Raw genomic sequence first — 23,150 nt, 5'->3', positions numbered from 1 at the left:
CTTTAATTATACCAAAAAGGACCAACTGTAGGCATACAGCTGGTCCTTAAAATAAATATTTTTATTTGGTTGCCTCATTTACTGCTTCAATTACCTGACTGGTCGTTTGCATATTTAACACTTTGACTGCAAGCTTCTCCATATCAGATTTCTTCAATTTTTTGATTTGCGAGCGTGCCTTTAAAATAGAAGAGGCACTCATCGAAAACTCATCTAAACCAAGACCTAATAAAAGTGGAATGGCTGTTTCATCTCCAGCCATTTCACCGCACATACCTGCCCATTTCCCTTCGGCATGTGCTGCATCAATAACCATTTTCACCAGACGCAAAATGGATGGGCTATATGGCTGGTATAGATAGGAGACACGTTGGTTCATCCGATCTGCGGCCATCGTATACTGAATTAAATCGTTTGTACCGATACTAAAGAAATCTACTTCTTTAGCGAATTGATCGGCCAGAATAGCTGTTGATGGAATTTCCACCATGATACCAAGCTCAATATTCTCAGAAACCTTTTCCTTTTCCGAAACAAGCTTTTGTTTTTCTTCCTCAAGCATGGCTTTTGCTGCACGGAACTCATCCAAAGTAGCAATCATTGGGAACATTATTTTTAAATTGCCATAGACACTTGCTCTAAGCAAGGCACGCAATTGAGTGCGGAATATGTCTTGCTCTTCTAAACATAAACGAATCGCACGGAAACCTAAGAATGGATTCATTTCTTTCGGCAATTGTAAATACGGAAGTTCTTTATCTCCGCCAATATCCAAGGTGCGTACGACGACAGACTTTCCACTCATACCCTCTAATACTGCTTTATATGCTTCAAACTGTTCTTGTTCCGTTGGAAGCTGATCACGGCCCATGTAAAGGAATTCAGTTCTGTAAAGACCTACACCTTCTCCGCCATTTTCAATAACACCCTTTAGATCATTCGGGGTACCGATATTTGCAGCCAATTCTACATGATGATGATCTGCTGAGATTGTCTTTTCATTCACTAATTTTGACCATTCGGCCTTTTGTTCCTCATATTCTTGATGAATATTACGATATTGTTCAACTAGTTCTTGTGTTGGATTAATATGTACTTCACCTTTTAAACCATCGACAATTACTAAGTCACCGGTATTGATATCCTCGGTAGCTGTTTTGGTTCCAACAACAGCAGGTATTTCCATTGAACGGGCCATAATTGCAGAGTGTGATGTCCGACCGCCAATATTAGTCGTAAATCCTAATACATATTGCCTGTTCAATTGAGCTGTATCAGATGGTGTTAAATCTTCAGCTATAATGATTACTTCTTCGGAAATCATGCTTGGAGAAACCAACTGTACCCCTAATAAATGGGCAAGAATTCGCTTTGTTACATCACGGATATCAGCCGCGCGTTCCTTCATGTATTCATTGTCCATTTGTTCAAACATCGTTACAAACATATCAGTTATTTCTTTAAGGGCAGCTTCTGCATTTACTTTCTCAGATTCAATCTTATCTTCGATTGGTCCATTTAATTCAGGGTCGCTTAGTACCAGAAGGTGTGCTTCAAAGATAGCAGCCTTATCTGCTCCAAGCTCTGCTTGTGCATGGTCACGAATGGCTGTTAATTCTCCCTTTGATTTGCCGATAGCTGTACGAAATCTTTCAATTTCAAACACAGTATCTTCTATTGTTTTATTCTCGAATGATAAATCAGGTTCAACTAAGCGATAGGCTTTAGCGATAGCTATACCATTTGATGCAGCTATTCCTTGTAAAAACGGCATTATTCTGCAAGTCCTTCTTTTTTTAGCAAATCATCAAGACTTTTTAATGCATCTTCACTGTCACTGCCTTCAGCACTAATTACGATATCTGCACCTTGGCTAATTCCCAAAGACATAACACCCATTATTGATTTTAAATTCACTTTTTTACTCTTATATTCCAACGTTACCTCTGAATCAAATTTACTTGCCGTTTGTACTAATAAGGTTGCTGGTCTTGCGTGAATTCCTGTATCTGCAATTACTTTAAACTGTTTTTCTGCCATGAAAAATCAAACTCCTTTAATTAAATGTAGTAAAATGAAGCTCATCAAAAATTCATACATTTAATACCCTTTAGTTAAAAAACTTGTAAACTAAAGGTTATATTTCCCCGAAAGGAAATGAAGTATGTAAATAGTGAATAGCTACATTCTTTGAAAAAAAGTTATCAATACAATTGCTAGAATAACATTTTCAACCACTACTAACAACTTAAAAACCTTAATGAAAACGCTTTAAATTCGAGGCAATCCATTCCATCGCTATTTTTCACAAAAATGTCAATGTTTTTCCTTGAAACTGGGAAAAATGAAAAAGCTACCATTAATAGTAATTCCCCTACTTATCATTGTGCACTTGTATTTATTCTTCATCAATTGGATTTGCTGACCTTAGAAGGACTGTTTCTAATTCGTCTGTGTATCGTTGTTTTTTTTCTTCGCTCCAGCCCATTGTTTCACTCATATAAGCTATGACAGGTACTTTCCACTTTTGCACAAAATCTATATTAAATAAAATGGCTCCAATCCTTCTATTGAAAAAATCACATGGTGTAGCCGCCATTTCATAATGGATAGCGTAAACTAATTGGGCAAATAGGAAGGATGGTAAACGATATTTTTCAGCCTCTTTTTTATGGTTATTGAAGAGTTCAAAAACCTTATCAATATTGGATCCATACATACTGGTTAATTGGACTGACTCAGAATAGTTTAGCCCTGAAGCTATACCTCTATCAGTTTTACTTTCTATAAAAGTATTAAAATGTTCAGAACCACCGACATTCCCACCAGAAATCGGCAGCTTTTTAGTTTTACAACGGGGGTAGCTTATCCCCTCTTCATTAATAAATTTTTCTGATAGTAAATTAACAACATCTTCAGCCATTTTCCGGTATCCTGTTAACTTACCGCCAGCAATCGTGATTAATCCAGTCTTTGAATCCCATATTTCATCCTTCCTCGATATTTCCGAAGCTTTTTTTCCCTCTTGGAAGATTAGTGGGCGAATTCCTGCCCAACTTGATTCTATATCAGCTTCAGTAAGGAATTGATTGGGAAACATATAATTAACTGCCCTAATAAGATAACTAGCATCTTTCGTTGTCATATATGGTTTTGCCTTATCCAGATAATAAAAGGTATCCGTGGTACCAACATAGGCCTTGCCTTCACGTGGAATAGCAAAGACCATTCGACCATCCTCCGTATCAAAGTAAACTGCTCGAGTTAAAGGGAAGCGCTTATTGTCGATAACGAGATGAACACCTTTCGTTAGTCGTAGTCTATTCTCCCCCTTTGATTGATCCAATTCCTGAATCTCCTCAATCCAGGGTCCAGTCGCATTGACCACCTTTTTTGCTTTGATTTGATATTGCTTACCGCTTAATTGGTCTTCCACCTCTACACCCGCAACCAAACCATTTTCATAGATTAGCTTGAGAAGCTTTGAATAATTGCACACGACCGCACCCATTTCATCGGCTGCTTTCAAGACTTCTAACGTCAATCGAGCATCATCCGTCCGATACTCAACATAATAACCGCTTCCAATTAAATGTTCCTGTCTTAACAACGGTTCCTTTAAAAGTGTTTCTTCTCTAGAAAGCATCGTTCTGCGCTCTGATTTTTTAACTCCTGCTAAAAAATCATAAACACTTAGACCGAATGCTGTGCTGAATCTTCCAAACGTTCCTCCCTTAAGAATGGGTAGCAGCATCCATTCCGGCTTTGTCACATGCGGACCATTTTCAAAGACAATTTCTCTTTCTTTCCCTACTTCAGCAACCAGTTTCACTTCAAGCTGTTTTAAATAACGAAGGCCCCCGTGAACCAATTTTGTCGAACGACTGGAAGTACCTGCTGCAAAATCCTGCATTTCCACAAGAGCTGTTTTCATTCCTCTAGCAGCTGCATCCAGCGCAATCCCTGCACCTGTAATTCCGCCGCCAATAACTAGAACATCATATACATCAGAGCAAAGCCTACTGACGATTTCTTTCCTATCTAAAACAGAAAATTTCATGATGATTCCTCCATTACTGTTATTTGAAGGCCATGGCTGCATTTACGGCTCGTTTCCAACCACTGTATAGGTTGTTACGAGTCTCATCTGTCATTTTTGGAGTGAACTTTCGGTCGACAGCCCATTGCTTGGATATTTCCTCCCGATTATTCCAAAAACCAACTGCCAACCCTGACAAATAGGCAGCACCAAGAGCCGTCGTTTCGTTTACAATTGGCCTTTCCACTGGGACATTCAAAATGGCACTCTGAAAGTCCATTAGGAAGTTATTTTTCACGGCCCCTCCATCAACCCGAAGAGTTTTCAGTTTAATCTCGGAATCTGCTTCCATAATCGATAAAACATCTTTTGTTTGATAGGCTAGTGATTCCAGTGTTGCCCGCACAAAATGTTCCTTTGATGTCCCTCTTGTTATTCCAAAGACTGCCCCCCGTACATCACTATCCCAGTATGGAGTTCCTAATCCTACAAACGCCGGAACCACATAGACTCCGTCTGTTGAAGCTACCTTTGTTGCGTACGTTTCACTTTCTTTTGCGTTCTTTAAGATTCTTAACCCATCGCGGAGCCATTGAATGGCGGAGCCGGCAACAAAAATACTGCCCTCAAGCGCATATTCAACCTTCCCATCCAACCCCCAGGCAATGGTTGTTAGTAACCCATGCTCCGAACGAACAGCCTTTTCCCCAGTATTCATTAACATAAAGCAGCCCGTACCATAAGTATTTTTAGCCATGCCTTTTTCAAAACATGCTTGCCCGAATAGTGCAGCTTGCTGATCACCGGCTATACCTGAAATCGGCACCTCGGTTCCAAAAAAATGATAATCAAGAGTACGGGCATAAATTTCAGAGGAAGACCGAACATCAGGGAGCATTGTTTTCGGGACATCAAGGATTTCTAATAGTTCTTCATCCCATTTAAGATCATAGATATTAAACATTAGTGTCCTTGAAGCATTCGAATAATCTGTAACGTGAGCTTTACCACCAGAAAGTTTCCATATTAACCAGGAGTCAATCGTACCAAATAATAGTTTTCCTTGATTTGCCTTCTCCCTGGCACCTTCAATATTATCTAATATCCACTTAACCTTTGTTCCCGAAAAATAGGCATCTATAATTAACCCCGTTTTATTTCGAAAAAGGTCGTTATAACCCATACTTTTTAACTTTTCACATATTTCAACCGTTTGTCTGGATTGCCAGACAATCGCATTATATATCGGCTCACCAGTCTCTTTATCCCATACCACAGTTGTTTCTCTTTGGTTGGTGATTCCAATTCCTGCAATCTGTTCAGGCTTTATTCCGGATTCAGACAATACCTCGGCAATGACAGAAAGAATGGAACCCCAGATTTCATTCGCATTATGCTCCACCCAACCTGGTTTAGGGAAATATTGCGAAAATTCCTTTTGGCCACTAAATACCGTCTGGCCCGCTTTATTGAAAAGAATAGCACGTGAACTCGTTGTTCCTTGATCTAGAGAGAGAATAAATTTCTCCATAGAAAAGCCTCCATTCAATTATTGGTATATTCAGTTAACTCCTCGGTTCCTTTAAATATTCATATAGAACATCTCCCCCTCGTTGACCGATCCCGCGAAAGTGCTTAAAATCAGGTCTTTTAACAAGTACCTGACGAAATTCCATAAAATCATCGTTTTTGACGTAATACTCTGAGGTCTCACCTGTCATTAATTTATCTAGGATTTCATTAATAGACTGCTCATTCATATACTTTACACCACCCTTATTAACATTTTACCGTACTAATTATAGAAATGACTCAACTTTTGTCGAAATTTCCGAGGAAATCATCATATATGTTAGCATATGGAAACGATTTCATACTATAGAGCCCTTTTTATTAATAATAAACACAATTGTCAAATAAAAACCTTTACGAATCTATATAATTAGTGCAAACTGTTATTTAAATGGATATTTATAGTTTGTCAGGTAAAGGAGAGAGACTAATTGAAAAAAGCAGAAGTAGGTAATCTCATAGAATTTCGTGGCGGTTTGCGAGGGATTGTTGAAAAGGTAAATGAAAATTCTGTCATAGTCGACCTAACATTTATGGATAACTACCGTGATTTAGAGCTAGACCAGCGTACTGTTGTTAACCACAAAAATTATAAGATATTAAAAGAAAGTATTAATTAATTTTTAAGATTCGTAGAAAGGGCAGCCATTAGACTGTCCTTTCTTTAATTTTTGCTACCGCCCTTGTTCGGTTTCTTTAGAAATCTGTTTTAAAGATTTCACCTTACCATGAGGATTTTGGTCCTGTTTACGGACTGTCCATTCCCGCTCTTGTTGACTTTTAGATTTACTCATAATTTCCTCCTTTCATTTAAACATCTTTATTTTTTACCTAAATTTTCATTCTTATCACCAGAATCGTATAAAAGGATGATGTAATCATTTCCTTTCATTATTTATTTTTGGTAAAATGAATGGAATTGTTTAGAAAGGAGTTAACACACAATGGAGAACCGTCAATTTCTAGACCTTCGGCTAATTGTTGGATTATTGATTGCTCACGGCTTAATGTTTTTCACTTTTCAAGACCGGGCAATATTTTGGTATATATTTACAGGATCACTGTTGATCTTAATAACCTATGCAATGTTTCAGGAAGCCGTTGACGATGAATTATCTTTTATTAAATATATATCTATTGGAGCTCTTTCTGGATTACTCCTGTATTTCCTTTTTTGGGTTGGTGTACAAGCATTTGATCTTCTTAATCTGCCTTTTGATAAAAGCATAAATAAACTTTATCGCTGGTTTGCGCCTCAGTTATTTTGGCAATACCTTGCCCTTATACTAGTAGCTGCCCCTGGGGAGGAGCTTTTTTGGAGGGGCTTTATTCAAAAAAGATTGTTAAGGTACTTTGGGGCCTTTGGCAGTATCCTAATCGGCTCTCTGTTATATGCATTGGTCCATATATATTCGGGAACCTTTATCTTAATGTTGGCTGCATTTATTTCTGGACTGATTTGGGGTGCCCTTTACATATGGAAAAAAAGCATGCCTCTAGTTATTGTTTCTCATATTGTTTTTGATCTGATGATCTTTATTATTCTTCCTTTTAAATAATATCGAGCAACTGTACATATTTGAACAGTTGCTTTTTTGTTATTCATTTGCAGGTTTTTTAAACGGCTTCATCCATAGCAGGACGAAAAAGGTTAGGCTTATGTAGCCAAAAAGCGGATATAGATTTGAAAGTAGCTTACTATAATCAACAAGGCTAATGATATATGAAATTAAGAAAATAGCGGAAATGGATACGAGTGTTGGGACAGGGAGATACTGTTTTAACTGTCGATCAATCCCAAAAACGTTACCTATAACTGAAGTGAAAATTTCACCATAGATAACAAGCACAAAAATCCAATAAAAAAAAGGAGCCATTTGCTTCATAATAATAGCCATTGGGATTTCATACAGTTCCACGTTTGGCAGCATAATCAAAGTAAGATGACTTGCTATTAGAATAAGCGTTAAAGCCGCACCACCTAATATCCCCCCCCATTTTATCGTCCAATCATCTTTAATTTCACTTGCGATAGGCACAAGCACCGCCTGCGATAAAGCTAGATTTAATGCGGCATATGAAAAGGGTGCCAAGACACTTTTCCAGCCATCAACGGCATGAGGAATAAATAAAAAATTTTCTAAAAAATCTGTTTGCCTGACTGAAATACTCATTAACATTAAACTAAAGCAAATCATAATCGGTACGACAAAGGAATTTACAGCAAAAATCCCTTTGGTGCCAACTAACATAACAATAAACGATAAAACTATTGTTATAAATACACCTAAATTTTTCGTTAGCCCTAATTGTTCTTCAAATACTGCCCCTGCGCCTGCTAACATGACCGCACATACCCCAAGCAGCATTAATAGCATAATTATATTAATCCCCTTGCCCGCCCATTTTCCAAACAAGTGAATATTTAATTCTTGGTATGACACTGCATTAAGCTGAGCAGCGATTCTCATTAATTTGGATCCTAAGACGATAAGGAGATAGCCGCTCATTAATATACTTAAAAAGCCGACGAAGCCAAATCGTGAAAAAAACTCAACGATTTCTCTCCCCGTAGCAAATCCTGCGCCGACTACCGTACCTACATAGACGGCAGCAATTTGAAATGCTGATGTCCAATTCTTTTTCACTTCATCTCCCCCTCATCATCAATATATGAGCAAAGGGACAAACAAAGACGAGCTTTTTATACTATCTAGCATTAGTTTATAAAACTCAGAAAATTCTTTGGTAAATATTTACAAAAACAAAATACTTGAATGTCAAAAAAGGTCAGAGTATACTGTGGTCATAAAGTCAAAGATAGTCAAAGTCAAGGTAGCATTAATTTAAAATTTGAGGAGGTTTTCTTATGCTTTGTCAAATATGCAACGATAATCATGCAACTATCCAACTTAATTTAAACGTCAATGGACAGCGAAAAGAACTCATTCTTTGCAGCAATTGCTATGCAAAAGAAAAAAATGCTATTGGCTCAAGTTTCGGACATAAGCCTAACAACCATCAATACTTCCCATTTGATAAATTATTTTTCACAGAGAATTCTAGTGAACATAAAAACAATTTGGGGAATCAGGTAAAAAACAGGAATGGCGGAGGTTTTATTGATAAATTTGGTCGTAATTTAACACAAATGGTGCGTGCTGGGCTGATTGACCCAGTTATTGGCCGTGACGAAGAGGTAAAACGGGTAACAGAAATATTGAATCGCCGCAATAAAAATAATCCTGTATTAATCGGTGAACCTGGTGTCGGAAAAACAGCTATTGCAGAAGGTCTTGCAATGAAAATAGCTGACGGACAAGTGCCGGCTAAATTACAGAACAAAGAAGTCTATTTACTAGATGTTGCTTCCCTTGTAGCTAATACTGGGATCCGCGGACAATTTGAGGAAAGAATGAAGCAATTAATTTCTGAACTGCAGGAGCGTAAGAATATTATTCTATTCATCGATGAGCTTCATCTTCTTGTTGGGGCAGGTTCAGCAGAAGGTTCTATGGATGCCGGAAATATCTTAAAGCCTGCTTTAGCCCGGGGTGAACTACAGGTTGTTGGTGCAACGACGTTAAAGGAATATCGCCAAATTGAAAAAGACTCTGCACTTGAACGCCGCTTTCAACCTGTTCATGTGCTCGAACCAACAATTGACGCAGCAATTGAAATCCTAAAGGGAATCCAAAAGAAATACGAAGATTACCATGAAATTCGTTATTCAGATGAGGCAATTGATGCCTGTGTACAATTATCACACCGGTATATACAGGACCGCTTCCTGCCAGATAAAGCAATAGACTTACTTGATGAGGCTGGCTCAAAATTAAATCTTACAGTTGAAAACAAGAATACCGAACAGATTGAAAATAGGCTCAAGAAGATTGCAGCTGATAAAGACGCAGCTCTCAAAAATGAAAACTATGAACTCGCTGCCTCCCTTCGTGATGAAGAGGCAAAACTTGAAAAATCTTTAAATCAGGCTGCTGCCTTCGAAAGACCAATCGTTCAACTTTCACATATTCAAGAAATAATTGAACTAAAAACAGGTATTCCTGTCGGAAAATTGCAGGAAGACGAACAGCAAAAAATGAGGCACTTAGAAGAACATTTAAATAAAAAGGTAATCGGTCAGAATAAAGCAGTAGAAAAAATTGCCAAAGCAATTAGGCGCAGCCGAGCTGGGTTAAAGTCCAAGCATCGACCAATTGGATCCTTTTTATTTGTTGGACCAACAGGTGTCGGTAAAACAGAATTATCAAAAACACTCGCCGAAGAATTGTTTGGCACAAAAGAGTCAATGATTCGTCTTGATATGAGTGAGTATATGGAAAAACATAGCACCTCAAAACTAATTGGGTCCCCACCAGGTTATGTTGGTCATGATGATGCCGGGCAACTGACTGAAAAGGTTCGAAGAAATCCTTACAGTATCATTTTATTGGACGAAATCGAAAAGGCTCACCCAGATGTCCAGCATATGTTCCTGCAAATCCTTGAAGATGGCAGGCTAACAGACAGTCAGGGCAGAACCGTTAGCTTTAAGGATACTGTTATTATTATGACTAGTAATGCAGGTGTTGCCCACAAAACGGTACATGTGGGCTTTGGAACGATAGAGGCGGTCGAGGAAGCAACGATTCTCGATTCTTTGGGAAGCTTCTTTAAGCCAGAGTTCTTAAACCGTTTTGATAGTATTATCGAATTTAATACTCTTGATAAAGAACATCTATTAACCATAGTTGATCTTTTGATTAATGAATTACAGCATACTTTGGAAGAACAAAAAATCGAATTAACGGTTTCACACGAAGTAAAGGAAAAACTAGCAGAGTTAGGCTACCACCCTGCTTTTGGTGCACGTCCGTTGCGCAGAGTTATTCAAGAGAAATTAGAAGATAAAATGGCTGATTTCATTCTAGATCAACCAGAAGTAGATAAAATAACTGCAGTTATGGAAAACGGGGAAATTACCTTACAGACAAATCAGGTGCATGTTAACTAACTATAAAAAAAGTGAAGCCAAAGAATTGGCTTCGCTTTTTTACATTATAGTTTTTGATCTTCAACTGTATTTAGCCATGCTTCAATTTCACCAACAACTGATTCCACGCAGCCTTCTTTAAACGGAGAGATTAAGTTTGCTGCTTCGACAAGTTTTGTGAAGGACATGCTTCCCCCAAGCTTACATAGGTTCACATAGTCAGCCCACGCCTCCTCATGATTTTCTCTGGAGCGTTTCCAAAACTGGAAGGCGCAAATCTGTGCAAGTGTGTAATCGATATAATAAAAAGGTGAATTATAAATATGGCCTTGGCGCTGCCAGAAGCCGCCGTTCTCCAAATATACATTTCCATCATAATCTTTATGCGGCAAATACTTTTTCTCTATTTCACGCCACTTTTGCTTCCGCTCTTTCGGCGTTGCTGTTGGATTTTCATATACCCAGTGTTGAAATTCATCCACTGAAACACCGTATGGCAGGAATAACAAGGCATCGCTTAAATGTGAGAATTTATATTTATCTGTATCTTCTTTAAAGAACAAATTCATCCATGGCCAAGTGAAAAACTCCATACTCATTGAGTGAATTTCACATGCTTCATACGTCGGCCAATTATATTCAGGAATTTCAAAATTTCGGCTTGCATATACCTGGAAGGCATGACCTGCCTCATGTGTCAAAACATCAATATCACCTGACGTTCCATTGAAATTTGAAAAGATAAACGGAGCTTTATATTTTTGAATGAATGTACAATAGCCTCCACCAGCCTTCCCTTTTTTGGCAACCAGATCCATCAGATTAGTATCCTGCATATACTTAAAAAATTCTCCTGTTTCCGCCGAGAGGTCTTCGTACATTCTTTGACCATTTTCAATAATCCATTCTGGACTGCCTTTAGGAGTTGCATTTCCCGTTTGATAGTTAAAGCCCTCATCATAGTATTTTAGCTGTTCCACACCGATTCTTTCTTGTTGACGTGCCTTTAATTTTGTTGCAATCGGAACGATGAAGTCCTTTACTTGTCCGCGGAAATTTTCTACCATCTCAGCATTGTAATCCGTTCTCATCATCCGATTATAGCCAAGTTCCACAAAGTTTTTATATCCAAGTTCATGAGCAATCTCTGTTCTTACTTTTACAAGTTCATCATATATACGGTCAAGTTCTTCCTCATTCTCAGCTAAAAAGCCAAATTTAGCTTCACTTGCCCTCTTTCTCATTTCCCGGTTAGTAGATTGAGTAAACGGCTCTAATTGTGCTAAGGTTCTTTCTTCGCCTTCAAAAAGGATTTTTGCAGAAGCAATTAGCTTTGTATACTCTGATGATAATCGATTTTCCTTTTGTAGTAATGGAACGATTTCGGGTTTGAACGTTTTTAATTGGCCTTCTGCAAGTGCAAATAATTGTGTTCCCCACTTCTTTTCTAATTCAGCGCGAAATTTCGAATCAACAAGTGCTTGAAAGTATTTAGTAACAAAACCTTCAATTTCAGGCTTTAATTCGTCCATAAAATCTTGCTCTGCTTTATAAAATTCATTATTTGTATCAACAGTATGACGAATTTCGCAAAGATTAAACATCGTATCTATGTCATTTCTAATGTCATTGACCTCGTTCATTGCGATATTCTGTTCTTCAACAGTGGCAGCATTTTTGAACTTTTCAATCGCAAGATTAAAACTTTGGGTTATCTCTTCTAAATTAGGCCGAACATATGTAAAGTCTTCAAATCTCATCCCTTATCCCTCTTTTCTAAAAATTCTAATATCCATCTATATAATTATACACGAACATGGAATTTTCCTCTACTTACTGCAAAGTAGGGGACATTTACTACAATTCTAGGTAATTTGTCTAAAAAGTTTGGATAAAAAAGGGGAATTTCACCCCTGCACCGCAAAAAAATACGGCCAAAATGGCCGTATTAAAATTTTCCTGCTGGTAACCCCAATTTTTTTAATAATTCGATTGCTTCGAGCTTTTCTGACTCTGTTAAACTTGACATCAGGTTATGAATTTGCTCAGCATGCTCTGGAAAAATTTCTTGGATGAAGGCTTTCCCATCCTCAGTTATTTGCGCAAAGGTAACTCTTCGATCCTTTGGACAAGCAATTCTTCTAAGCATCCCTTTTTGCTCTAACTTATCAACAACATAGGTGATGCTTCCGCTTGCAAGTAGAATTTTTCCGCCGATTTGCTGCATTGGCTGGTCACCTTTATGATATAAAAGTTCCAGAACGGCAAATTCAGTCGGATTTAAACCACTTGCTTGAATCACTTTATTTACATGTTCATTAATCGCTTTATAAGCCCTTGATAAGACAATAAACAACTTCAACGATTGCGATATTGCTTCATTTTCCATTAAAACCGCATCCCTTATAATTTTTACAAATATCTCGACTTCAAGATTATTATAAAAAACTTTTTATATTGTGTCAAATCCACTTTTTTCATTAATATTTCATGATTAGAGTTCAATCCATTTTCCTTTGGATTAAATATTAGGTAAGATATGTATATTATAAGTTAACTATTTTCATAACACATGGGGGGTAATCATGAGTCAGCAAGCGATTCTGTCAGCGAAGAAACCAAAAGCATCAGATGCAACAATGTTTAATATACTTTTTATTATTGGAGTTTGCCATTTACTAAATGATGCGATTCAAGCAGTTGTTCCTGCAATGTTTCCTATCCTGCAAAAATCCATGGGACTGACTTTTACCCAGCTTGGGATCATAGCCTTTTCCCTTAACATGGTGTCCTCCGTCATGCAGCCTTTAGTTGGTGTTATTACCGACAAAAGACCGATACCCTACGCCCTGCCAATTGGACTTACCTTTACACTTGGGGGCGTGCTTGGATTAGCCTACGCACCAAACTTTAGTCTAATTGTTATCGCAGTACTTTTCATTGGATTAGGTTCAGCCGTCTTTCATCCTGAGGGCTCAAGAGTAGCCTATATGGCTGCTGGAAAAAGAAGAGGACTGGCTCAGTCAATCTATCAGGTAGGGGGAAATACTGGCCAGGCATTGGCTCCGCTAATTACGGCGCTTATTCTCGTGCCGCTTGGTCAGAAGGGTGCATCTTGGTTTACACTTGCCGCAGCCCTGGCAGTCGTTTTATTATTATACATTGCAGGATGGTATAGTAAGCAGATAGCTTCATCCGCACTGATTCCTAAACAAAAAAGAGCTACAAATAAAACAGCGGGCATCTCTAAGAATATAAAAAAGGCGTTACTTTTAATTCTTCTGCTAATTTTTGCTAGATCTTGGTATATTTCGGGGATGACCAATTTTTATGCCTTTTTTGCCATTGAAGAATATTCACTAACCATTAAGGAATCCCAGCTTTTCCTATTTGCCTTTTTAGTTGCCGGTGCCTTCGGTACATTTTTTGGCGGACCGCTGGCAGACCGTTTTGGCAAGAAAAAGGTCATCTCAGTTTCTATGCTTGCAACTGTTCCTTTTTCCCTGCTAATACCATTTGTACCTACTATTTTGGCGTTTATCTTCCTAATGCTTACAGGATTTATCTTAATGACAAGTTTCTCTGTTACTGTCGTCTATGCTCAGGAGTTAGTTCCCGGGAAAATCGGGACGATGTCGGGCTTAACGGTCGGGCTTGCATTTGGAATGGGAGCAATTGGATCAGTCGGACTCGGTTATATAGCTGATCTAATTGGATTAGTAACCATGGTTACGATGATTGGGATTTTACCATTGCTTGGCTTAGTAGCCTTCCTTCTCCCAAGTGATCAAAAGGTACAGGAGTGGAATCAGATGTAACAAAAAGGATGGGTGATTGTTGCCCATCCTTTTTTTGCTGTCACTTTTATTAATTTTCAAACAATTTTCACATTTCAACTTAAAAATGATGAAAAACTCACATATAATATAGTTAGAACTTAAAAGGGAGGGAAAAATTAGATGAGAACCCCTAATCATCATGACTTTTATCAAAAAGAATTAATACCAATTGGTTTTAACGACTTAATGGCACTTAATGAAGGTGAACCATTCCACTTCCATTCCAAGGCTACTCATTGGTTAATTGCTGTAGAAGGAGTCCAGCTCCCACAGCAAAAGATTTATTATCATTGGAAGGTAAGTATTTATCCGGCTGATAATGAAGGTGACTTCAATTGGAAAGAGCCATTTTATACCTCACCAGCAATGGAATCTATCGATCTTGCAATTAACCTGGCAGGCTCTTTCGAATCTTATTGCAAAAAGGATCATCTCTTCTCCTTAAGCCTTCAAGAGAAAATTAGTTAATCCCCAAAATACTTACCCTTTTGCTTCATCTTCTTTTTACCCTCACTTGTGAAATAACCTACATATAGTGGAATCAAAAAAAAGGAGCCATTTGCCTCATAGCAAACAGCCCCCTAAATTAGTTTACGCTAAACGGAACACAATTCCATGTCCGCCTTTTGGATATTCCCATTTAATATTCTGGTGAGGACAGCCAATCCGACAGCTTCCGCATTCATGACAGCCTTCATAGCCCACCTGCATCCTAAGACCTTCCCATTTATAAACCTCGGCAGGACAGAATATGGTACAAATTTTATCAGGGCATTTCGTTGCACAAATGTCATTGTCCATTACGGTTAAATGGGATTTCGTATCAGCTTTAAATCGAAGAAGATACTGTTTTTCTTCAATATTTTTAGTTGACATTATTTCACCGCCTTCCAAGCACGATACATATCTTGAATTACTTTGATCGTTCCTCTTTCAGCCGTTACACTCTTCATAATTTGTTTTTGTTTTTCGCGTTTTGGCGTTCCATCTACTGTAAAGAACTTACTCATTGCTTTGTTCATCATCGGCACATATTCTTTAAAATATTGCGGATACTTCTCAAAGGTATGTGCTGCATCTTTGTATTTCTCTAAATCTTTCATTATGAAACTGCCATTTAGCGCTTCGCGGTAGCTATTTAAGCTTGATTCACTGAAATCATTATTCTTTTTAGCTTTTATGACGGCTTCGGCAGCCATTTTTCCTGAAGACATAGCCATGTTCGAACCTTCACGATGAATGGCATTAACAAGCTGTGCGGCGTCACCAATGACGACAACACCATTTCCTGCTACCTTCGGAACGGAGCGATATCCTCCCTCAGGAATGAGGTGGGCAAGGTATTCTGCAGACTCTCCCCCAGCGAGCATTGGTTTAACCATTGGATGAGTTTTTAAATAATCCAAAAGATCATAGGGCTTCATTTTTGACTTAATCATACTTGAAAGCGTAGTACCGACCCCAATATTCAAGCTATCTTTATTTGTATAAAGAAACGCTGTACCCAAGTTTCCTTTTGTAGAGTCACCAAATATTTCTATTGTACAGCCTTGATTGTCTTCAAGATTAAAACGATCATTTATTTTTTCCTTAGGCAAATTGATTACTTCCATAACAGTAAGCGCTACTTCATCCGGGCGGAATTCTTTATGGAAGCCGAGTTGTTTTGAAAGGAGCGAGTTAACTCCATCTGCAAGTACGACGACATCTGCATATACCTCACCATCCGGGCGATCTGTTCGGACTCCTACCACCTTGCCATCTTCAACTATACACTCTAATACAACCGTTTCATTAATTAGTAGAGCTCCTGCTTCAACGGCTTTCTTAGCAAACCATTGGTCAAACTGGGCTCTTAGCACGGTAAAGTTATTATATGGTTCAGAAGCCCATTCAAGACCTTTATAACCAAACTGGACGACTGATTCTGTATCCATCATCCAAAAACGCTGTTCAATTACAGGGCGCTCCAATGGTGCTTCCTTCCAGAATTCTGGAATAAGTTCTTCCATTTGCTTCCGGTACAGCACACCGCCCATTACATTCTTAGATCCAGGGTACTCTCCTCTTTCAATAAGCAATACATTTAAACCGTTTTGGGCACAAACAAGAGCACAAGCGGTTCCTGCTGGGCCTGCCCCAACGACAATGACATCAAATTTTTCAGGCATAGCTTATTTCACCACCTTTTTCATTTCTCAGCTGTTTAAATTGCTCGATTAACTTAGGTACTACTTCCATTGCATCTCCTACAATTCCATAAGTTGCAACATCAAAAATTGGTGCATTCGGGTCCTTATTTATGGCAATGATTAAATCTGAGTTCTTCATACCAACGACATGTTGGATCGCACCTGAGAGTGCAACGGCAAAATATATCTTTGGTGTTACTGTTTCTCCAGTTTGACCGATTTGAAGCTCGTGAGGAAGCCAACCGGCTTCGACAACATCGCGAGTTCCGCCAACTGTTGCCCCAATGGTATCAGCTAACTCATATAGAATCTGAAAGTTTTGGACATCTCCCATTCCCTTCCCACCGCAAACGATGACATGGGCATCCGCCAAATTAGCCTTTTTTGTTACGTCATTCACAATTTGTAGCACCTTTGTCCGCATATCTTCTTCTTTTAGACTGATACTTTCTTCAATTATTTTCCCTAATCTGCTCGCGTCTGGTGTTAGTGCCTTCATTACCTTTGGTCTAACCGTTGCCATCTGCGGTCGATGCTTCTTACAAAGGATTGTCGCCATAATATTACCGCCAAATGCTGGACGGCTTGCTTCAAGCAAGCGTTTTTCGACATCTACATCAAGCATCGTTGTATCGGCTGTCAGCCCGGTTACTAAATCTGTAGCAACCGCACTTGCTAAGTCTTTACCATTTGGAGTTGCGCCATAAAGAATGATTTCAGGCTTATATTTTTCAACAAGCAGCATGACCCCTTGCATATATGACTCTGTCCGGTATTGCTTTAACACTGGGTGATCGACCATGTACACTTCATCAGCGCCATAAGCAATAACTTGATTTGCTAATGATTTCACATCGCTCCCCAGCAAAAATCCGCCTAAAGGTACCTCTAATTTATCTGCCAGTTTTCTGCCTTCACCAAGTAATTCAAGAGAAACACCTTCAACCTTACCTTCATTCTGTTCGATAAAGATCCAAACTCCGCGATATTCATCCAAATTCATGTTAACCCCTCCACACCTCGTAAGGTACCGTTATTGATTCGTTGATTGAATCGTTAATACGTCTCTATTCTCCAATAAGATTTCCATGAGCTGTTTTACTTGCTCGTCAGCAGATCCCTCGATTTTTTTTCCGCCTTCTGCCCTTGGAGGTGTAAACATTTTTCCGACAATCGTCGGTGAACCTTTAAGCCCAAGCTGTGTTTTATCAACATCCTCTAAATCACTAACTGCCCAGATTACTGGCTCATAGCGTGCAGCTTTTATCATATTTGTCATTGGTGAGTATTCGATATCATTTATCTCTTTTTCAACCGTTAACAGGCATGGTAATTCAGCTTGGATAAGTTCATAACCATTTGACAATTTACGTTTGATTAATACAGTTTTCTCTTCTAAATTGACTTCAGAAACATCAATCACATTTGTGACTGGAGGAATATCCATCCTTCTGGCAATGCCGGGTCCAACCTGACCAGTGTCCCCATCAATCGCATGTTTTCCGCAAATAACTAAATCTACAGGACATTCCTTATTTATTCTTTCTAATGCTTTCGATAACGCATAGCTTGTTGCCAGTGTATCTGCTCCAGCAAAGGCTCTGTCAGAAATCAAATATCCCTTATCTGCACCAATTTCAACACTTTTCTTAATGACAGCCGTTGCTTGTGGCGGACCCATCGACAAAACGGAAATTGAACCACCAATTTTTTCTTTAATTTTCACGGCTGCCTGTACGGCATGTGCATCGTAAGGGTTTAAAATGGCTGGTGCGCTGCGGCGGTCTAGTGTGTTTGTCTTAGGATTAATTTTTATGATTTTTGTATCTGGTACTTGTTTGACACATACGACAATGTGCATGTAAGACTTTCCCTCCCCTATGGTTTCGTAAAAGTGTTTGAAAGCGTTTGCTCTCCTTGGTTATAAAAAATGCCTTTTATTACGATATATGTATCGCAACACAAGCATAGTACCAACAATGATAGTTTTCTGTTTTCTAAATTGATAAATTACGTGATAGAAGTAAAGTCTAGAAGTAGGACATTTTGTAGAAAGATCAGTATTTAAAAGAATATTTATTTAAAAAGGGCTAATTTAACTATATGAAAAATTCAGATATATACAATGATAAAAATCACAGTTTTTGTCAATAATTGTAGAATTTTTATATTAATTTTGAAAGGTATGGGGTTTAAATGATTGAAGTAATTCTTGGTAGTGTATTGTCTGCTTTATCAACAGGTGCAGGGGCATTAATTATTCTTTTCATTAATCAATCCGTCACACACCGTTGGAGAGATATATTATTGGCCTTTAGCGCAGGAATCATGATGGCTGCCTCAACTATTGGTCTTATACCTGAGGCGCTGAGGCTTGGCGGCTTTGTTTCATTGGCAATAGGAGTAACCTTAGGAGTAATGGCATTAACTCTTCTTGAGAAAAATATACCACATCTCGATTTAGAGCATAATCAGTATGGATTAAAATTTGATGAAAAATCATTGTTAATTATTTCAGCAATCACACTGCATAATATTCCTGAGGGCTTATCTGTAGGGGTTAGTTATGCTTCAGAATCAGGTGATACTGGAAACTTAATTGCGCTTGCCATCGGTGTCCAAAATGCGCCTGAAGGCCTTCTTGTTGCACTTTTTTTGATTAATCAAAAGATAAGTAAATTTAAGGCCTTCATATTGGCTACGTTAACGGGAGCAATTGAAATTGTTACTTCGCTAATTGGTTATTCTTTGACATCATTTGTAAAGGGGCTTGTCCCATATGGGCTTTCTTTTGCTTCGGGTGCGATGTTATTTATTATTTATAAAGAATTAATTCCAGAAAGCCATGGCGATGGCAATGAGCGAGTTTCTACTTATGCTTTTATTATCGGACTATTAGTGATGATATTCTTGATCGATCTCTTTTAGACATTATTTTAGGTATACTCACAGACAAACCTTTGGCCAAATCATAATCATTTTGTTAAAGGCAAATTTCACTTCTTCATTCGAATGCATGGTTACTTTTTGGTATTCGTTAATTAATAAATCAAGTTCCTGACTATATTTTATTGTTTCCTCACAAGTAAAACCTTTTTTGTTCGCACAATTGATCATTGATTCTCTTTTTGACTTTATCGCTTCTAGCATCTCAGAAGGTTCGTTCTCATGCATGTACACTTTTCTCCACCTACTCCTTACTCTTATACATTAAGTCGCTAAAAATAGACTACTTGAAAGATTATTACAAGAATTCGTATAAAAGTAAACAGTTTCGCAAAAGTAGACAAAACAAGCATTTTCTATTGTTTTTCGACATCATTCTTAAGAGATTTCTAGTTTTTGTGACAAATTTCTTTGTTGAAATCATACTGCTTCATTCAAATATTTTTCCCAAAAAATACAAAAAACCGGCATGCAAGTTCGCTGCCAGTTTTTCAAAAATTATAGACTTATTTCTTGTTTTTCGTAAATTGGTACCCATCCCTCCGTCGTAACAAAAATCCGAATAGCTACAACTTTTCTGTCTTCTTCTAGGGTAAAATAGTGTCTTATATTTTCCGGTACAGATATTAAATCACCAGGTACTAGATGGACCTCAAAAAACTCACCATCTTTTCCTTGTATGACAAACACACCATGACCACTAACAATGAATCGGACTTCATCATCTGTATGATGATGCTCATTTTTAAAATTTGTCAGCAATACATCTAGATTGGGTGTATTTTCAGATAAGGAAATCACATCTTGGGCTTTATAGCCTCTGCGTTCGGAAATATCTGCGATTTCACCCGCAAAGGAACGAAGGATCTCTTCTTTTTCCTCATCACTTAAAGAATACTTTTCAACTAAATCCTGAGGAAGCCTTGTGATATCCCATTTTTCGTAGATCACTTCTTGACTGTTTAGAAAGCTTTCTACTTCCTCTTGATTATGAATTTGTTCTTCTCTGCTTTGAAATGTAATGTATGCCATTATTATCTTCCTCTCCTTAATCTAATTAAACAACCTTAAACAGTTGATATGGTTTATGCTCTATTAATCGTAGTTGATAACGAAATAAAAATTCAGAGGCTTCGAGAATTTTCTTTGCTTCAAATGCATTTCTCCCCCATACGGTAATACCGTGATTTCGGATTAAAACCGCACCAGAATCCCCACAAATATGCTCAGAAAACTCATGCGCAAGCGTTGGAATATGAGCAAAGTTTTTGATAATCGGAATTTTTAATATTGCGTCTTCTTCCCACATACCAAATGCCTTAATTAATTCTTGTCCTTTAAATGTTACTTCACCTTGATCACCATAGACCTCGGAAATGACATTATTGTCAATTGTATGCACATGAAGGCTACAAGCAGCTTGCGTTTTACGGTAAATTTCAACGTGAAGAAGTGTTTCAGCTGAAGGCTTCAAATGAGTTTCTTCCACTGCACGCCCGAATTCATCAACTAACAAAAAGTCCTCCTCCGTACGTTTACGCTTATCTTTCCCACTGGCAGTAACTAGGAATTGCAGCGGATTATCACTAACCTTAATGGCAAGGTTCCCACTTGTGCCCATAAACCAATCCCTCTGTGCAAGTTCATCCTTTACATCTGCTAATTCCCTCCATTTTTCTGTTACCATGCTAGCTTCTTCACCTCAATTCTATTTTTTATTGCTTCTATACAATCAAAGAAGGTTTTAAATCCCTGGTGGTTGATCCCCCATTCCACACACTTTTCCTCAAGCAAATCCCTTGCAAGTACAAAGTTTGCTAGTTTTGCTGCCTCTAGATCCGTTACGGAATCACCAATGACAATGGTAAAACTGTCCGCATCCTTTGTCAGTTTGCGTATGATACTCGGTTTACAGCAACCGCAGTTATTTTCACATAAAGAATCGCATTCATATGGCCATAGAATCTTTATGGTTTCTCCTGAAAAATCTGCTTGATTGCAATAGACACCATCAAAAGGTCCATAATTTTCAAGGATGGGATAAACAAAGAAATCAATTCCACCACTAACAATATAAAGTGGAATGCCTTCAGAACGAGCAAATTCAACAAATTCAGGAAAACCGTCTCGAATCCTTGCATTTTCTATTGCAAATGAGGTGATTTCCTGTTTTTTATCACTTGATAATTCCGCAAATAATCTCCCGACTCCTTCGCTTATTGAAATTTCGCGGGTTAGAATTTGGTCCTTCACTACTTCCCAATTAGGAGGGGCGAATTTTTTCATGATAGCGATGATGTTATCACTATCCGTAATCGTACCGTCAAAGTCACAATAAATAACTGGCTTCTTCATTTATGCTGTCACCTCCGCATTTCCCCATAATTGAAGTGCCTTATTTAGTTCGGGAAAACCTAATGCCCCCTCTGCCAAGGATTTCCCTTGCAGATTGGTTTCTATCGCCTGACGGAAGGCGAGAGCACCACCGCGAGCACCATCTGGATGGCCATGGATGCCTCCTCCGGCATTAATAACCGAATCAATTCCAAAGTCACGGATTAATAACGGCACTAATCCAGGATGAATCCCAGCAGAAGGGACGGGAAAAGATTGCTTGAAACTAGACTTTTTTGTTAATTCACTTGAAATCGACAATGCCTTTGGTTTATCTAGCGCCACTGTCCCATAAGGTGATGGGAATAATGACAAATCTGCACCTGCATAGCGGAGTAGCTTACCCAGTAACAAGGAATGGGAGATTCCGTAATGGGATGAAGCCGTCAATGCGCCGCTGACAGCTGGATGGGCCATTAACGGTAACGCAATCTCATCGTCCTCCCGTAATTCCTGAAGGACATCCAATCCATAGGCAAAGACATTGAACAAAAGGAGGTCAGCGCCAAGCTCAGTAGCTTTCCTTGCTCGATCCTTCAATTGTGAGGTTCTTCCTGTTAGGTTAACTGCATATAGGGTACGGTGCCCGGTTTCTTCAAACACATCCTTTAATGCGCTTTTCCCTGCGATGATTCTTTTTTCAAACGGAGTGAGATTATTTTCAAAGAGAATCTCATCATCCTTTACAAAGTCTACTCCTCCCAAGGCTTGCTGTTTGAGCTGACTGATTAAAAAGTCAAGGTCTTTCCCCAGTACTCCTTTGAAGATACTCATTAAGAGAGGACGGTGATAAACTCCCAATCTATCTCTAAGTCCATCGATGCCGAATTTTGGACCAGGAAACTGATCAGCTAATTCAGCTTCAAATTCTAAGTCTACTAATTTTATTTTCCCATCCAATGACAATTTTCCAAAAACAGTTGTCAATATAGCTGGAATGTCATTTGAAAAATTTATTGCTGGGTAGGCGATTCGAAGAAGCGACCTCTCCTCTTCCTCTGAGGATATTCGCTCAACCGAAACGACTCGGCCTTTATGCTTCCGTAATTGACTTTGCTCAAGTTCTGGCAAATTCGTCCATGAACCGACGGTCAATCCTAAAGAAATTTCCTCTGCCTTTTTTTCTGGATTTTTTTCATCGTGTATTAAGTATGTAGCAATCAATTCAGACATAT

24 protein-coding genes are annotated in these 23,150 nt (G+C 38.4%); 6 read left to right on the top strand and 18 right to left on the bottom strand.

From position 1 onward, the window contains the following. Nucleotides 1-61: 61 nt before the first annotated feature. The 5 genes from ptsP to NSS81_RS20155 form a co-directional block, all read right to left on the bottom strand. Complete coding sequence (ptsP, locus tag NSS81_RS20175) at nt 62-1,774, bottom strand: phosphoenolpyruvate--protein phosphotransferase (protein ID WP_342430420.1); 1,713 nt, start codon at nt 1,772-1,774, stop codon at nt 62-64. Beyond that, nucleotides 1,774-2,040, bottom strand: coding sequence for a phosphocarrier protein HPr (locus NSS81_RS20170; RefSeq protein WP_342430419.1), 267 nt, complete (start codon nt 2,038-2,040; stop codon nt 1,774-1,776). The genes ptsP and NSS81_RS20170 overlap by 1 nt, the downstream gene beginning before the upstream one ends. A 358-nt stretch (nt 2,041-2,398) precedes the next feature. After that, nucleotides 2,399-4,060 (bottom strand): glycerol-3-phosphate dehydrogenase/oxidase, encoded by a 1,662-nt coding sequence (locus NSS81_RS20165; RefSeq protein WP_342430418.1) that lies wholly within the window; start codon nt 4,058-4,060, stop codon nt 2,399-2,401. Between the two features lie 19 nt (nt 4,061-4,079). Next, a complete protein-coding gene (gene glpK, locus NSS81_RS20160) occupies nt 4,080-5,570 on the bottom strand; it encodes a glycerol kinase GlpK (RefSeq protein ID WP_342430417.1) in 1,491 nt (496 codons plus the stop codon). A 34-nt stretch (nt 5,571-5,604) separates the two neighbouring features. Then, nucleotides 5,605-5,799: a hypothetical protein gene (locus NSS81_RS20155; RefSeq protein WP_342430416.1), complete on the bottom strand. Its 195-nt coding sequence runs from the start codon at nt 5,797-5,799 to the stop codon at nt 5,605-5,607. Between the two features lie 243 nt (nt 5,800-6,042). On the opposite strand from NSS81_RS20155, the gene NSS81_RS20150 reads away from it, so the two are divergent. Continuing rightward, nucleotides 6,043-6,231: a DUF2187 family protein gene (locus NSS81_RS20150; RefSeq protein WP_342430415.1), complete on the top strand. Its 189-nt coding sequence runs from the start codon at nt 6,043-6,045 to the stop codon at nt 6,229-6,231. Nucleotides 6,232-6,285: 54 nt separating this feature from the next. Here the strand turns inward: NSS81_RS20150 and NSS81_RS20145 are convergent, their stop codons facing one another. Further along, nucleotides 6,286-6,405, bottom strand: coding sequence for a DUF6254 family protein (locus NSS81_RS20145; protein ID WP_342430414.1), 120 nt, complete (start codon nt 6,403-6,405; stop codon nt 6,286-6,288). Between the two features lie 150 nt (nt 6,406-6,555). Between NSS81_RS20145 and NSS81_RS20140 the strand changes: the two genes are divergently transcribed. Then, nucleotides 6,556-7,170, top strand: a complete 615-nt coding sequence (locus NSS81_RS20140) for a CPBP family intramembrane glutamic endopeptidase (protein ID WP_342430413.1) — start codon at nt 6,556-6,558, stop codon at nt 7,168-7,170. Nucleotides 7,171-7,209: 39 nt separating this feature from the next. On the opposite strand, the gene NSS81_RS20135 is transcribed toward NSS81_RS20140, so the two are convergent. Further along, nucleotides 7,210-8,259 (bottom strand): hypothetical protein, encoded by a 1,050-nt coding sequence (locus tag NSS81_RS20135; RefSeq protein ID WP_342430412.1) that lies wholly within the window; start codon nt 8,257-8,259, stop codon nt 7,210-7,212. Nucleotides 8,260-8,480: 221 nt separating this feature from the next. Here NSS81_RS20135 and NSS81_RS20130 point away from each other — a divergent pair, with 221 nt between their 5' ends. Further along, nucleotides 8,481-10,625 carry an ATP-dependent Clp protease ATP-binding subunit gene (locus NSS81_RS20130; RefSeq protein ID WP_342430411.1) on the top strand — a complete coding sequence of 715 codons (2,145 nt, stop codon included), beginning with the start codon at nt 8,481-8,483 and terminating at the stop codon, nt 10,623-10,625. A 44-nt stretch (nt 10,626-10,669) separates the two neighbouring features. Here NSS81_RS20130 and NSS81_RS20125 read toward each other — a convergent pair whose 3' ends face one another. Together NSS81_RS20125 and NSS81_RS20120 are read right to left on the bottom strand one after the other, a co-directional pair. Then, nucleotides 10,670-12,364, bottom strand: coding sequence for a M3 family oligoendopeptidase (locus NSS81_RS20125; RefSeq protein ID WP_342430410.1), 1,695 nt, complete (start codon nt 12,362-12,364; stop codon nt 10,670-10,672). Between the two features lie 188 nt (nt 12,365-12,552). After that, on the bottom strand, nt 12,553-12,993 hold the full coding sequence (locus NSS81_RS20120) for a MarR family transcriptional regulator (protein WP_342430409.1): 441 nt from the start codon (nt 12,991-12,993) through the stop codon (nt 12,553-12,555). 250 nt (nt 12,994-13,243) lie between these two features. Between NSS81_RS20120 and NSS81_RS20115 the strand changes: the two genes are divergently transcribed. Continuing rightward, nucleotides 13,244-14,422 carry an MFS transporter gene (locus tag NSS81_RS20115; RefSeq protein WP_342434089.1) on the top strand — a complete coding sequence of 393 codons (1,179 nt, stop codon included), beginning with the start codon at nt 13,244-13,246 and terminating at the stop codon, nt 14,420-14,422. A 141-nt stretch (nt 14,423-14,563) separates the two neighbouring features. Beyond that, complete coding sequence (locus tag NSS81_RS20110; RefSeq protein ID WP_342430408.1) at nt 14,564-14,911, top strand: hypothetical protein; 348 nt, start codon at nt 14,564-14,566, stop codon at nt 14,909-14,911. Nucleotides 14,912-15,034: 123 nt separating this feature from the next. On the opposite strand, the gene NSS81_RS20105 is transcribed toward NSS81_RS20110, so the two are convergent. Genes NSS81_RS20105 through NSS81_RS20090 form a run of 4 tightly spaced genes read right to left on the bottom strand, consistent with a single transcriptional unit; the run spans nt 15,035 to nt 18,496 of the window. Further along, entirely contained in the window at nt 15,035-15,319 is a 285-nt protein-coding gene (locus NSS81_RS20105) for a 4Fe-4S dicluster domain-containing protein (protein WP_342430407.1), read from the bottom strand. Beyond that, entirely contained in the window at nt 15,319-16,614 is a 1,296-nt protein-coding gene (locus tag NSS81_RS20100) for an FAD-dependent oxidoreductase (RefSeq protein WP_342430406.1), read from the bottom strand. Before NSS81_RS20100 ends, NSS81_RS20105 begins: the two co-directional genes overlap by 1 nt. Then, on the bottom strand, nt 16,607-17,638 hold the full coding sequence (locus NSS81_RS20095; RefSeq protein ID WP_342430405.1) for an electron transfer flavoprotein subunit alpha/FixB family protein: 1,032 nt from the start codon (nt 17,636-17,638) through the stop codon (nt 16,607-16,609). The genes NSS81_RS20100 and NSS81_RS20095 overlap by 8 nt, the downstream gene beginning before the upstream one ends. 30 nt (nt 17,639-17,668) lie before the next feature. After that, complete coding sequence (locus NSS81_RS20090; protein ID WP_342430404.1) at nt 17,669-18,496, bottom strand: electron transfer flavoprotein subunit beta/FixA family protein; 828 nt, start codon at nt 18,494-18,496, stop codon at nt 17,669-17,671. Nucleotides 18,497-18,831: 335 nt separating this feature from the next. Here NSS81_RS20090 and NSS81_RS20085 point away from each other — a divergent pair, with 335 nt between their 5' ends. Next, nucleotides 18,832-19,563 carry a ZIP family metal transporter gene (locus NSS81_RS20085; protein WP_342430403.1) on the top strand — a complete coding sequence of 244 codons (732 nt, stop codon included), beginning with the start codon at nt 18,832-18,834 and terminating at the stop codon, nt 19,561-19,563. A gap of 18 nt (nt 19,564-19,581) precedes the next feature. On the opposite strand, the gene NSS81_RS20080 is transcribed toward NSS81_RS20085, so the two are convergent. The 5 genes from NSS81_RS20080 to mtnW form a co-directional block, all read right to left on the bottom strand. Further along, nucleotides 19,582-19,809 (bottom strand): aspartyl-phosphate phosphatase Spo0E family protein, encoded by a 228-nt coding sequence (locus tag NSS81_RS20080; protein WP_342434088.1) that lies wholly within the window; start codon nt 19,807-19,809, stop codon nt 19,582-19,584. A 270-nt stretch (nt 19,810-20,079) separates the two neighbouring features. Next, nucleotides 20,080-20,613 (bottom strand): cupin domain-containing protein, encoded by a 534-nt coding sequence (locus NSS81_RS20075; protein WP_342430402.1) that lies wholly within the window; start codon nt 20,611-20,613, stop codon nt 20,080-20,082. Between the two features lie 25 nt (nt 20,614-20,638). After that, the gene (locus NSS81_RS20070) at nt 20,639-21,268 is read right to left on the bottom strand and encodes a methylthioribulose 1-phosphate dehydratase (protein WP_342430401.1); all 630 of its coding nucleotides are present in this window, start codon (nt 21,266-21,268) and stop codon (nt 20,639-20,641) included. Further along, nucleotides 21,262-21,936, bottom strand: a complete 675-nt coding sequence (locus NSS81_RS20065; RefSeq protein WP_342430400.1) for a 2-hydroxy-3-keto-5-methylthiopentenyl-1-phosphate phosphatase — start codon at nt 21,934-21,936, stop codon at nt 21,262-21,264. Before NSS81_RS20065 ends, NSS81_RS20070 begins: the two co-directional genes overlap by 7 nt. After that, the gene (gene mtnW, locus NSS81_RS20060) at nt 21,937-23,148 is read right to left on the bottom strand and encodes a 2,3-diketo-5-methylthiopentyl-1-phosphate enolase (RefSeq protein WP_342430399.1); all 1,212 of its coding nucleotides are present in this window, start codon (nt 23,146-23,148) and stop codon (nt 21,937-21,939) included. Nucleotides 23,149-23,150 lie beyond the last annotated feature (2 nt).

Source organism: Neobacillus sp. FSL H8-0543, from assembly GCF_038592905.1.
Classification (GTDB): domain Bacteria; phylum Bacillota; class Bacilli; order Bacillales; family Cytobacillaceae; genus Neobacillus.
Note: the sequence above shows the minus strand (reverse complement) of the source record. Positions and strands in the feature narration are given on the sequence as shown.